General features: G+C 36.1%; 9 protein-coding genes. 1 reads left to right on the top strand and 8 read right to left on the bottom strand.

The genetic code is table 11. The annotated features are described in order from the left end of the window. Positions 1-17: 17 nt before the first annotated feature. The 3 genes from EVI01_RS04125 to mprF form a co-directional block, all read right to left on the bottom strand. Positions 18-956, bottom strand: coding sequence for a metal ABC transporter substrate-binding protein (locus EVI01_RS04125; protein WP_010750146.1), 939 nt, complete (start codon positions 954-956; stop codon positions 18-20). A 559-nt stretch (positions 957-1,515) separates the two neighbouring features. Beyond that, the gene (gene ispE / locus EVI01_RS04120) at positions 1,516-2,364 is read right to left on the bottom strand and encodes a 4-(cytidine 5'-diphospho)-2-C-methyl-D-erythritol kinase (protein WP_035007921.1); all 849 of its coding nucleotides are present in this window, start codon (positions 2,362-2,364) and stop codon (positions 1,516-1,518) included. Between the two features lie 251 nt (positions 2,365-2,615). Beyond that, a complete protein-coding gene (mprF, locus tag EVI01_RS04115; protein WP_010750144.1) occupies positions 2,616-5,189 on the bottom strand; it encodes a bifunctional lysylphosphatidylglycerol flippase/synthetase MprF in 2,574 nt (857 codons plus the stop codon). A gap of 175 nt (positions 5,190-5,364) precedes the next feature. Here mprF and proC point away from each other — a divergent pair, with 175 nt between their 5' ends. After that, entirely contained in the window at positions 5,365-6,168 is an 804-nt protein-coding gene (proC, locus tag EVI01_RS04110) for a pyrroline-5-carboxylate reductase (RefSeq protein WP_010750143.1), read from the top strand. Positions 6,169-6,293: 125 nt separating this feature from the next. Here the strand turns inward: proC and rny are convergent, their stop codons facing one another. From rny to EVI01_RS04085, 5 genes are all read right to left on the bottom strand, one after another. After that, the gene (rny, locus tag EVI01_RS04105; RefSeq protein ID WP_010750142.1) at positions 6,294-7,850 is read right to left on the bottom strand and encodes a ribonuclease Y; all 1,557 of its coding nucleotides are present in this window, start codon (positions 7,848-7,850) and stop codon (positions 6,294-6,296) included. A gap of 513 nt (positions 7,851-8,363) precedes the next feature. After that, on the bottom strand, positions 8,364-9,404 hold the full coding sequence (gene recA, locus EVI01_RS04100) for a recombinase RecA (RefSeq protein WP_010750141.1): 1,041 nt from the start codon (positions 9,402-9,404) through the stop codon (positions 8,364-8,366). A gap of 105 nt (positions 9,405-9,509) precedes the next feature. Further along, positions 9,510-10,757: a competence/damage-inducible protein A gene (locus EVI01_RS04095; RefSeq protein ID WP_010750140.1), complete on the bottom strand. Its 1,248-nt coding sequence runs from the start codon at positions 10,755-10,757 to the stop codon at positions 9,510-9,512. A gap of 329 nt (positions 10,758-11,086) precedes the next feature. After that, positions 11,087-11,665 carry a CDP-diacylglycerol--glycerol-3-phosphate 3-phosphatidyltransferase gene (gene pgsA, locus EVI01_RS04090; protein WP_010750139.1) on the bottom strand — a complete coding sequence of 193 codons (579 nt, stop codon included), beginning with the start codon at positions 11,663-11,665 and terminating at the stop codon, positions 11,087-11,089. A gap of 483 nt (positions 11,666-12,148) precedes the next feature. Then, a complete protein-coding gene (locus EVI01_RS04085) occupies positions 12,149-13,039 on the bottom strand; it encodes a RodZ domain-containing protein (RefSeq protein ID WP_010750138.1) in 891 nt (296 codons plus the stop codon). Positions 13,040-13,259: the final 220 nt, after the last annotated feature.

Here is a 13,259-nt window from a genome sequence, read left to right as displayed (position 1 = left end):
GCGCCATACCTCCGTTCTTATTTAATACTTTCTTTTAATGCTTCTAAATTCTTTTCCATCACCGTAATATAATTTTCTCCAGCTTTCATTTGATCGTTGGTTAAACTTTCTAATGGATTTAATACTTCTAATTTTACACCTGTTTCTTTCGATAACGTTTCAGCCACTTTAGAAGAAGCATTTTCTTCAAAATAGATCACTTGAACGTTATTTTTATTAACAAAATCTTTTAATTCCGCTAAACGGCTTGGGGTCGGTTCTTGGTCTGGTGTCACGCCTGCAATGGCTTGTTGATTCAAATCATACTGATTCGCTAAGTAAGCAAATGCGGCATGTTGTGTCACAAATGTTCGATTTTTTGCATCTTTTAATTCATCAATATATTTTTGATTCAATGCCTCTAATTTTTTCGTATATGCCTCGGCGTTTTTATCAAAGGTTTCTTTCTTCTCTGGGTATTTTTCACCGAGTTCAGAAGCAATCGTTTGAACTTCTTTAATAGCTAGAACAGGGTCTAACCATACATGTGGATCATATTCATGAGAATGATGGTCTGAATCCTCTTCTTCATGTTCGTGCTCTTCCTCTTCTGATTTTAAGCGATCAATACCTTTTGCTGCTTCGATCATTAGTGTTTTTTTCGTGTCAACAGAGTCTTTGAGTGAATCTACAAAAAATTCCATATCTGGACTATTATAAACAAAAACATCGGCATCAGCAATTTCTGCTTGTTGTTTCGCACTTGGTTCGAAGTCATGTGGCTCAGTTCCAGCAGGTACCAATAGTTTTACATTTCCTTCATCCCCAACTACTTCTTTTGTAAATTCATACATCGGATAAAAAGTAGCAACAATCGTTAACTCATCATTTTTTGAAGTTTCTTGCGAAGTATTTCCACAAGCCGTCAATAGAAACATTCCTACAGCTAATGCAGCACCAAAAAGATATTTTTTCATAATATTCTCCTTTCATTCAAATCGTAAAATTACGATTTATCAACGGAACTTAATTTATCAGAATAAAAAAAGAGAGTCAATAGAAATCCTTCAATTTCTGATTTATACGAATAATTTCAATATAAAACGTAAAATGAATGACAATCTATTCATGTTTATATAGTAATATACTTGATGGTTCTTCGGCAAAAAGAGAGAGAAGAAATAGGTCTTTCTCCTCTCTCTAATTAAATTAAACAATATGAAAAGCCATTTTCCCTGTTTGTTCTTATTGCTTGATGTAGACCAGCCTTCTCACAACCAATCCACGGCATTCAAGTAGCACCTCCTCAACAATAAGCGAGTATTTTTCAAAATATGGAAAGCTATTTTAAAATTTATTTGCTTATTTGCTCGGAGCTAAACGCTACTTTCATGACCTTATCCACGATGTTCCATAGCCAACTCTTCGGTATTAAGTCAAAACCAGAAAAAATGAAAGAGCCATTTTCTCTGGCGTTTCCTTAATACTCAGAGCTAAGCGGCTCTGTCACAACCTATCCACGGTGTTTACAACCTTTTATAACGTACGGACTAAGTATACTTCATCGCAGAATCCTTTTAGTCCGTTGAAAACTCTTTGTGCTCTTGAATAGTGTCGGCATAAAGCAAAGACTGTTGGTCCACTGCCACTCATTAGTGCCGCATCTGCGCCATATTTTAACATGCGTTCTTTAATTTGATGGATAATTGGATGACGTTTACCAGTAACGTCTTCTAAACTATTCCCCATATGAGCAATCATTGATTGATAGTCTTGTTGTTGGATCGCTTCGACCAAACCATGAATTTTTTGATGGTTGATTTGTTGCATATCTACTTCTTTAAAAATAGTTTTGGTAGATACACTCATTTTAGGTTTTACTAAGATTACCCAACATGGTGGCATGGAAGGTATGACTTGAACATTTTCTCCCTTTCCTCCAACAAATGCTGTATTTCCATAAACACAATAAGGAACATCTGTGCCAACCGCTAATCCAATTTCTGCTAATTCCTCTAGAGAACAATCAAGATTCCATAATTGGTTAATCCCTCTTAGTGCAGCAGCACAATCTGTACTTCCCCCGCCTAGTCCCGCTGCCACTGGGATATTTTTTTTAACAAAAATTTTGATTCCTTTTTTGATTTGATACTTATTTTTTATTAATGATGCAGCTTGATAAACATTGTTTCGTTGATCTACTGGTAAAAAAGCCTTATTCGTCTCTACAATGATTTTATCTTCAGGTAGCTCTTCAAAGAATAAGTGATCTGCCAAATCTATACTCGACATCACCATTTCCAATTCATGGTAACCATCGGGGCGTTTATATAATACATCCAGCCCTAAATTAATCTTAGCTGGTGCTTTTTCTATCAGTTCCATCCTCTCACCCATTCAAATAGTCTAAGTCGAAAGTATTCTATCACAGAGAAAAATAAAAGTATAGCTTATACTCAAGTTCTCCTTACTTTCCTATTCATTTTTCTTTCATTCTTTTTATAAACAACAAAAAATAATAGTATCTAACTTTTGAAAAGTACATAAAGTAAATCTTCTCTAGCTTTCTCTCTCGAAAATATCAATTTCTACAAAAGTAATTGTGCCAATGTCGCTCTACTAACAAACTTTGGGAATTATAATTCTGTTAGTACTTCTTCTGCAAAACTGATTGTTTTTTCTTTGCCTTTCCCAATTAAAATGAACAATTGCAATGTTGCAAATAAAAAACTACTGCCCTTCATATAAGCAAAGTACCTACCTTCCCACCGAGTAACATAACGAAGTTTTTCCTCATAAGCAGATTGAAAAGAATAAAAAAAGTTACCATAATTATAAACAATATGCATCATTCGTTCTTGAAAGAAAGAGAAATCTGTTTCTCCAACGTTTGCTAGTGGTGCCAAACCAAGATTTGCTTCAAGGTAACCTTTTTCTCGGTATATGATAAATAGATTAACTAGTAAATAATCTGCAAGTTCTTGCGGTTCATCAGGTAGTGTACGTAGTAAATCATAGCCTGCTTGGTGAGCTGAAATAGTTTGTTCAGTAATAAATCCTACTATTTTTTGTTCTTTGCGTACAATCCCTATACCACTAGTTAGTAGATATTCTTCATTAAAGCGCCCAACTGAAAAATGTTTTTCTCTAGCACCATGTAACCAACTCTTTGAAACTTCTCTCACGGCAGACAATAGCTCCTCCGGCAAACGGTTATACCAAGTGAAATGGTACCCATCATTTGTTAAACGTTGGTATTCTAATTGTTGGTTAACCCAAGGCATTTCTTCCGTTGTCAAATCAGCAATTCCTGCTTCGCCAACTTTTGTAAAATAAAAACCCGCTTCATGAAGCATAACCACATGTTTTTCTGAAATTTTATAAAAAGCAATTTGATAACCTAAACAATCAGCTTTTTTCATAAATTCAGTTATAGCCGGGCGGATCAATTTTGGGTTACCAATCGGATCACCTAAAACAAAACATTTATTCCCTTTCATTTGATACCCAAAAACCACTTGATCTTCACCGTTTTGTTGATAATAGTAATATTTATACCCAGGCAAGAGGAGGTAATGGCTAGCAGAAGTCCCCGAATATGTTGATAATAATTTCTCAAAGCGCTCTTTTTGTAAAGTCGTGCCTAACTCACAAGGTTCAATCGCTAGATATTGATACAGGGCAACTAACGCAAGTAAAGAAACCCCTAAACCAATCAAACCTGAAAACCAAACTTCATCTGATGGAAATAAAATAAAATGGTTAGCGGTCAATCGGTTACCCCAAAAACTACCACTATGGTATCCAGCAATAGCATATACAATAAATAAAAAGCCAAATAAACAGGAATCAAAGAGAATTGCTCCCCACGAATAAACAAACTTCTTCCGATAAAATTCTTTCCGAGATAACCAAACGGCAAGTAAGATTAAGACATAAACTAAAATCAATTGCCAAGACAATGTTCGAGTGACGGTATTGAGAATACCAAATACTAATAAAATAATCGTGGGTAAAAAAGCTTTTTTCACTTTCATTGCCAATGCTCGACCTAGACCAAGTAATAAAAAGCCGATCAACAAATTCAATGTCTGATCTAAAAAATTAAATGAAAAAGGAAGCAAAATTTGAAATAAACGACTAATTGCAGAAAGATTTGTAATTGTAGAAAGTAGTACCATCATAATCCCTGCAAAATAAACCGCTGTAACTAATACAAAATGTGCAAATTTTTGAAAAAGTAAGCGAGGAATATTATCAAAAAAACGATTCACTTTAACTCCTGTATGTGTCAAAAATAAAAACAAACCAATTACAAAGGGCACTACATAATAAAACAAACGATAATAAAGCAGCCATACTACAGCAACATCTTGACGTACGGATAGCTGAGTCATCCCTAAAATCATCAAAACATCGAATGTTCCTGCTCCGCCAGGAACCATCGTCAGCATGCCAATCAACGTAGCGATAATGAACATTGGATAAATAGAAAATAAGGAAATATCCACATTCATTAAATAACCAAGCACTAAAAAAACAGCCAACGCTCCCGTCCATTGTCCCACAGACGCAAACAGCAATCCTATAACACCCTTGGGATAAAACTCTGAAAATAGTGTTCTTCTTTTCAAGTAAACAAATAAAAAAATAGCCGGTACGATCAAACTACCGCCAAGTAACCAAATCCAATACCCTCGAAAAATACTCGTTGTTTGCAGAAAAAAGACATCAATAAATGTGAAAAAAGACCAAAAAGACAAACCAGTAAGCATAAATAATGCAACTTTTGAAACCGTAGCAAGTACCATTTTACGATTGGTTTCTTTTCCATAAAAACTTGCGCGAAGGCTCGCACCAACGATCCCACCAAAACCCGCCAAATTATTAATCGTATTTGTAATAAAAGCGGCTAAGAAAAAATCTTGTGTCTTCATTTTTGGTTTTCCTTGTTTTTCCAAAACACGAATGGTGACCCCGTCATACAGCAACATTGGTATCACGCCAAGCAAGCCGACTAAAATCATCAAACTCATGGTAAGATAACTTTGTTGTCTCATCGTTTGCCAAATATTTTGCCAAGTCATGCCGTGAGCAATATTTACTACTTGATTCGCCACAAAAACTAAAATAGAACCAAAAAAGATTAACTTTATAATTAAGCTATGGTCTTTCAACCATTGAAACACTATGCGGCGTTTATTTTTCACATTTTATCCTTCCTAACTTGAAGAGTTTCGTTATATAAATCAATGTTATCTTATTTACTTTGTTTTTTCCACTTTTGCACCATTTCCTCTTTTTTATTCATTTAGAAAATCTCCCCATTCTTTTCTTGCTCTTCATTAAAAAGAAAGCTATGCTAAAACTAAAGGAGAGGATAATATGAAAATTGGATTTATCGGCACAGGAAACATGGCACAAGCCATCATCAATGGGTTAATTGAAAAAGAAACTGTTGCTAAAGAAAATATTTTTGTATCAAGCGGTCACTATGAAAATGCGCAACGTTTCGCAGAAAAAACTGGCGTTAACGCTTGTCAAAACAATCAAGAAGTAGCTGAACAAACAGATATTCTTTTACTTGCTGTCAAGCCAAAAATCATTGAACAAGTGTTGCAGGATTTAAAAAATTATAGCAACAAGTGTCTCTTTATTTCGATTGCTTCTGGGAAATCACTTAGTGACTTAGAAAAAGCCTTGAAGAATCCAGAGGCTAAAATTATTCGTGTCATGCCCAATGTAAATGTCAGTGTAGGTGCAGGTGTATCGGCTATTTGTAAAAATCATCGTGTATCATTTAGCGAATTCAAGCAAGCAACAGAGATTTTTGAAGCGATTGGTAGTGTCTATCCATTAGCAGAAACTGATTTTAGTACATTTATTGGGTTGGCGGGTAGTTCACCAGCATTTATCTATATGTTGATTGATGCAATGGGACGAGCTGGTGTATTTAACGGCTTGCCTAAAAAAATGGCGACTGAAATTGCAGCAAAAGCTATCATGGGTTCTTGCCAAAAACTTCTTTCAAGCGAAGAGAATCCTTGGGAACTTGTAGATCAAGTTTCTTCTCCTGGAGGAACAACGGTCGCAGGGGTGGTTGCTTTAGAAGAAGCTGGGTTCATTCCTGCAATCATCAAAGGCATTAATACAACAATTGAAAAAGACCGCGAAATGCTAGATAAGTAAGCCATAAAAAAGTGGAATATCTCCAAAATGAATCATAGAAACCATGATTTTATTTTTTGATTTAAGAATAAACAAAAAGACCTATTTTGATCTTGAATATCAAAATAGGTCTTTTAGCATTCATTTTATTTGGCGTAATCTGTCGCGCGTGTTTCACGGATGACAATTACTTTAATATGTCCTGGATAATCCAGTTCTTCTTCAATTCGTTTTCTAATATCTCTCACTAGGCGAACAGCATCTAAATCAGAAATTTCTTCTGGTTTGACCATCACGCGAACTTCTCGTCCTGCTTGAACGGCAAAACTAGATTCTACACCAGCAAAGCTATTAGAGATATTTTCTAGGCTTCTTAAGCGTCGAATATAGTTTTCTAATGATTCACTTCTAGCTCCTGGACGAGCCGCTGAAAGGGCGTCTGCTGCTGCTACTAATACTGAAATAATCGAAGTTGCTTCAACATCGCCATGATGAGAAGCAATTGCATTGATTACTACAGGATTCTCTTTGTATTTTGTCGCTAATTCTGCTCCAATTTCCACGTGGGAGCCTTCAATTTCATGATCTAACGCTTTACCAATATCGTGAAGTAACCCAGCTCGTTTCGCTAATTGGATATCTTCTCCTAGTTCAGCAGCAAGTATGCCTGATAATTTAGCCACTTCTACTGAATGTTTTAAAACATTTTGACCATAGCTCGTTCTAAAATGAAGACGACCCATAATTTTGATTAAATCTGGATGAAGCGTGTGTGCGCCCACTTCAAAGGCTGCTTCTTCACCATATTCGCGAATACGTTCATCCATTTCTTTACGAGATTTTTCGACCATTTCTTCAATTCGTGCAGGATGAATACGACCATCTTGGATCAATTTTTCTAGCGTCATCCGTGCGATTTCTCTACGAATTGGGTCAAATCCTGAAAGTACCACTGCTTCTGGCGTATCATCAATAATTAAATCAATACCAGTCAATGTTTCCAGTGTTCGGATATTTCGACCTTCACGCCCAATGATGCGGCCTTTCATTTCATCATTTGGTAAAGTAACCACAGATACGGTTGTTTCAGATACTTGGTCTGCCGCACAGCGTTGAATGGCTAATGACAAAAGGTTTTTCGCTTTGCGATCTGCTTCTTCTTTTGCTCGCTGTTCCGATTCTTTCACCATTATTGTCAATTCATGGTTCAACTCTTCTTCGGTTGATTTCATGATGACTTCTTTTGCATCTTCTTTTGACAAACCAGCAATTTTTTCTAGTTCTTTTTGTTGTTCTTCAATTAACTTTTCAACGTCTTTTTCTCGCTCTTCAATCAATTGCTGTTTTGAACTAAGTGCTTCTTCCTTGCTTTCAAGTGAGCTCTCACGTTTTTCTAATGAGTCATCTTTACGATTCAACGTTTGTTCACGTTGAATCAATCGATTTTCTTGAGATTTTAATTCTAACTTGCTTTCTCTCAGCTCACTTTCAACTTCAGAACGATATTTCTGATTTTCTTCCTTAGCTTCTAACAATGCTTCTTTTTTTAGAGTTTCTGCTTCTTTTTTTGCACTATCAATAATTCCGGCTGCTGATGATTGTGCACCAGCAATTTCTTTTTCGTGACGTGACTTTGCAACCATAAACCCTAAACCAAGACCGACAATTAAACCGATGATAGCGAGGAGAATGTTGACTACCATAAAATCCACCTCCATACTATCTTTTTCATTTTTATCATCTACATAACTTTTATGATAAAGTACTCTAAACTTGTTAATATGCATCATGCATAGGTGTACAAAAACATGCACAAGTTTATTCTAATGTTTGTTCCCCGTAGTGTCAACTTTAAATGCGTAAGTAACGGCTTTCTTCTTTTTCGTTTAAGGATCATTTTATGAATAAAAAACAATGTTAAATAATAACGTAAACAGTTTAAAAACAATTACTTTTTATTTAGACAGTGAAACAAAACGTTTTTTATACAATTTTTACTGCTTAAACGTTCTTAATAAGTAGCGAAAGCGATTACTTCCTTTGCTGAAAAAAATACGCTTTGCTTTATCCATCCGTTTCAGATAGCCAAAGATTGTCATACATACAAAAATAAGCCGAAATCTATTAAAAATTTCGGCTTATCAAATGAGAATAGACAGCAAGTAACCTTCGCCCATTTTTCATGTTTTTATTCTTATTTAGCTATTTTATTTCTTTTATTCTTCTAAAGGTAACTCTTCTTGTGTTTCTTCAGGTATCTCTACTTCTTCTCCAATACCATAAGCTGCACGAACTAGAGCAGAGATTTCTGCCATCATTTCTGGATGATTTGCCATATAAATTTTTGCATTCTCTCGACCTTGTCCAATACGATCTTCCTTATAAGAATACCAAGCACCACTTTTATCTACAATATCTTTTTCAACCGCCATATCTAGTAATTCTCCTTCTTGAGAAATACCTTGTCCATACATTACATCAACTTCAGCAATTTTGAATGGTGGTGCTACTTTATTTTTGACTACCTTGATCTTGGTACGGTTACCAACGATATCTGTTCCTTGTTTCAATTGCTCTGCACGGCGCACTTCTAAACGAATTGTCGCATAAAATTTCAGCGCACGCCCACCAGGTGTGATTTCCGGATTACCAAACATCACGCCAACTTTTTCACGAATTTGGTTAATGAAAATGGCAATTGTTTTTGTTTTGTTGATTGAGCCAGATAATTTACGCAATGCCTGTGACATTAGTCGAGCTTGTAGACCAACATGTGAGTCACCCATTTCGCCGTCGATTTCAGCACGTGGAACTAAGGCTGCAACCGAATCCACCACGACAATATCCACAGCACCACTAGACACTAAAGCATCTGCAATTTCTAAACCTTGTTCGCCAGTATCTGGTTGCGAAAGAAGTAGTTCATCAATATTTACACCGAGTTTTTGTGCATATTGTGGGTCTAAAGCATGCTCAGCATCGATAAAAGCAGCCGTTCCCCCATTTTTCTGCACTTCGGCAATCGCATGTAATGCCACCGTCGTTTTACCTGAACTTTCTGGTCCATAAACTTCAATAATCCGTCCACGCGGATAACCACCCACACCTAATGCAACATCTAATGCAAGAGATCCACTTGGAATAGTAGAAACTTGTTGGTCGATTTTTTCGCCCAATTTCATAATAGATCCTTTGCCGTAGTTCTTTTCAATTTTTTTCAACGCAGCATCCAAAGCTGCTTTACGATCATCTGCCAATACGATAATCCTCCTTATATTCACAAATCAGTGCGTCATTTCATTAAGCTAATCATATCGTTTTTATCCATAAAAAGCAAGAAAAAACCGAACAAATATTCGTATTTATTTTTTTCTTAATAGTTCTCTTCTAATAAGATCAAATCCTTGCATTACCGCACTCTTTCTTATATACGCACGATCTCTAGTAAAGCGATATTTCTGTGAAAAAACCTTTCCATTCCTTGAAGCAACAGCAATCCAAACTGTACCAGCTGGTTGGTTCTCTAAAGCATCAGGACCTGCTACACCAGTAAATGAAATACTGTAATCTGTATCTGCAAGCTTTCTTGAATGGATGGCCATTTGTTCGGCACATTCTTTGCTGACTGTTCCATACTTCTTCAAAAGGTCAAGATCAATACCTAGAAATTCAGCTTTTGTTTTTAAAGAATAAGTAGTGAAGCCCCCAGGGAAAACTGCAGAAACGCCTGGAATATCTCCTAAAGCTGACTGAAAGGCACCTGCTGTCAAACTTTCAGCTGCAGTGATTGTTTGCTTTCGTTCTTTTAATAAATCAACCACCACTTTAGGTAGAGAGTTGTTATCTCCATAGCCGTAAAAGTATTCACCGACTCTTGCCAATATTTTTTCTTCTAATGCTAGTAACGCTTGATTGCCAGCTTGTTGATCTTTTGTTTTTACAGTTAATCGTAAAGTTACCTCATTGGGTTTCGCATAAGAAGCGATCGTTGGATTGATTTGTGTTTCAATTAAGTCTTTTAACTCTGTCACTAACTGTGACTCTCCGATGCCATAAAAACGTAGAACTTTTGAAATCAATCGTTCTTTTGTAGGAAACGTTTCTTCTAATAAGGGACGTACCTGTTCTATGAACATCGGTTTCAATTCACTAGGTGGCCCTGGTAACAAAATGTAGGCATGCGTATCTGTTTGATAAAATGTGCCTAAAGCCAATCCTGCACGGTTAGGTAAAGCAATTCCACCTTCTATTGTCTGTGACTGTTGGAGATTATTTACCGTCATTTTCCGTTTCGTTGTTTCAAAAAACGCCAGTAGTTTTTTGTATCCTTCGGTATGTTGAATTAATTCTTTTCCAAGGTGTTTGGCAACCACTTCTTTTGTTAAATCATCTTCTGTCGGGCCTAATCCTCCGCATAAAATGATTAATTCACTTCTTGTTTCTGCCAATTGGATCAATTCTTCTAGACGGGTGGCATTATCCCCTACTACTGTTTGATAATAGACATCAATTCCTAAATCCGCTAATTGTTCAGATAAAAAAGTAGCATTGGTATTGATCACCTGACCAAGCAAAAGTTCCGTTCCTACAGCAATAATTTCTGATTTCATCGTTTCCTCTTCCTTAACTTCAACTGATTTTTTCTTAATAACTCGCATGTTTGATTTTTAGACAAGACAATTACCTACTTAATAGTATACGTCATTCATTAAAGGAATCTTTTATGATTTGCTCACTTCCTCCACACATCATAAAAAGGTTTCAGTGAAAATAGCTATTAATTATATTCTTTCAAATCAACATGGCTCTTCTTTATAAATGACAAAAGAAGAAAAAAATACTTCTACAGAAATAAGCTTCCCTTATCCAAAATAAGTAAAGTTCATTTCGGATAAGTTAAGCTTATTTCTTGAAAAAACATTTTCCTCGTATTCTTCTCTTACATCGAGCCTTTAAAAACGCCACTATTTTTTGCAAAATAATCGACACCCGAGTAAATTGTAAAGATCAAGCAGGAATATAACATGATTTGATCAACTGGTAATCCAATAAAGTTAAATGGAATATTATTAATAAATAATAAGATGATTGCTACCATTTGTGTAGCAGTTTTTACTTTTCCTGGCCAAGCAGCGGCCATCACTTCTCCATGTTCGACTAACAATAAACGCAGTCCAGTAACAGCTAATTCACGACAAACAATAATGGCCACTACCCATCCTGGTGCTTTTCCTTGTCCTACTAACATGATAAAAGCCGTCATGACTAACATTTTATCTGCTAATGGGTCAGCAAATTTCCCAAAATTTGTGACTAACCCTCTAGCTCGAGCAATTTTTCCATCCAACCAATCAGTAATACTTGCTAATGCAAAAATAATCGCTCCTACTAATTGAGTAACTGCAAGTGTTGTTGTTCCTACAGATAATTGTCCCCAATCTAGTGGTAATCCGACCACTAAAATAAAGATCGGGATCATACAAATTCTAAGGACAGTTAATTTATTTGGTAAATTCACACTATCGACTCCTTTCTTCCCTATTCTACGTGAGTCTACTTAAACTTTCCACCGATAATGATCAGTTTTTAAAAAGAGGTTGTGAACAAAGCGATCAGCTCCGAACAAATAAGAAGTGATTTTCTAAAATAGCTTCCCATATTTTGGAAAATCAGGGCTTATTGTTGAGGAGCTGCTTTGTGAACACCGTGGATAGAGGTTGTGAACAGCATGCTCTGCTTCAAGAATTAAGAACGAAAAATCAGAAATAGTTCCTCATATTTTTGATTTTTTGAGCTTAATTCCGCAGAAGCAATGCTGTGAACACCGTGGATAGAGGTTGTGAAAACAGTGTTTAGCTTTGGTGACAATACAAAAAACAGTTTCTCATATTTTAAACGTTTGGGCTTTCCCCAGTTAACATCAAGAATTTTCTTTAATCTAACTAAAAAAAAGACAAGTGTTTAAGAACAGAACGGACTGTCTTAAACACTTGTCAGTTTCTTATTCTGCATATTGCAAAGCAAGTGTGACATTTTTAGGGCTTTGGTTATTTTCACCTGGATTAACTGGAATTTCTTCGCCATTTGCCTTAATGGTCGCATTACTTGCAGCACCTAAAGTAATCGTAGCGTTTGTGGCCGTTTCAGGTAACTGCGTGCTTTGCGTTTCATTTGCTGTTAGTGTCCCTTGATAGACATAAGCATTATCTACCAACACACCAATCCAAACCCGATTCGTCGCATGAAATTCAAGTGTAAGGGGTTTTTTCGCCTCCGTAATATTCACTGCAATGGCACTTCCTGTATCTTGACCAGCAGTTATCGTCATCTTTTTTTCTTCTTTTGATGTCTCAGTCGTTGATGCTACCGTCGTTGAAGAAGTTTCACTCTTTTCTTTTATTGAAGAAGTTGTTTGGGCAACAGAACCATCTACTGTAACGGAGGATGCTGTAGCGCCAATAATTGGATCAGATTGACGATCTTGCCAAGTCATATAACCAACAACGGTAATAATTGCTAATGCCACTAACCCAAGTAAGATAACTGGCAGGCTCGTCCAAAATTTACTTGGATCTGTTTCTTCCTGATGCATGGCTTTTCTAGAACCGCTCACAGTTTCTGGTTCTGGGCGTTCGACCACTTCACCAGCCGATAATTTGCTTTTTCCATCAAACACATCAACTAAATGGTTGCCATCTTCACCGACAGCTTCTGCATATTGTCGAATAAATGCACGAACATAAAATTTACCAGGCAACTGATCAAAATCATCATTGTCAATTGCTTCTAAATAACGTTTTTGAATTTTTGTAATCTGTTGTAATTCATCTAAAGATATTTTTTTATTTAGGCGTGCTTGCCTTAATGTTTCCCCGATGGTTTCAAAAGCCACTCGTTCACCTTCTCCAGTATTTGTATTCTAACCAGCATATGTGAAAACTGGTTGTTTTAATTTTCGTTTTTGTTAAAAGTATCAAAGAGCGATGTATCAATGCACGACTTATCCTTTAACCACTTTAAGAATACCATAAATGAAACAAATCTAGGAGATCATTCAACTAACTCTATAACGAAATTTAAAAGTTTGCTTTACTGATATTTGAAATAATCGT

It is taken from the genome of Enterococcus villorum (genome assembly GCF_007990225.1).
GTDB lineage: Bacteria > Bacillota > Bacilli > Lactobacillales > Enterococcaceae > Enterococcus_B > Enterococcus_B villorum.
This window is presented reverse-complemented; position numbering and strand designations above follow the sequence as displayed.

Coding starts and splice junctions, on each gene's coding strand:
- rny (WP_010750142.1), bottom strand. CDS start 7,850: ATGGTAGTCAACATTCTCCTCGCTATCATCGGTTTAATTGTCGGTCTT.
- EVI01_RS04125 (WP_010750146.1), bottom strand. CDS start 956: ATGAAAAAATATCTTTTTGGTGCTGCATTAGCTGTAGGAATGTTTCTA.
- proC (WP_010750143.1), top strand. CDS start 5,365: ATGAAAATTGGATTTATCGGCACAGGAAACATGGCACAAGCCATCATC.
- ispE (WP_035007921.1), bottom strand. CDS start 2,364: ATGGAACTGATAGAAAAAGCACCAGCTAAGATTAATTTAGGGCTGGAT.
- EVI01_RS04095 (WP_010750140.1), bottom strand. CDS start 10,757: ATGAAATCAGAAATTATTGCTGTAGGAACGGAACTTTTGCTTGGTCAG.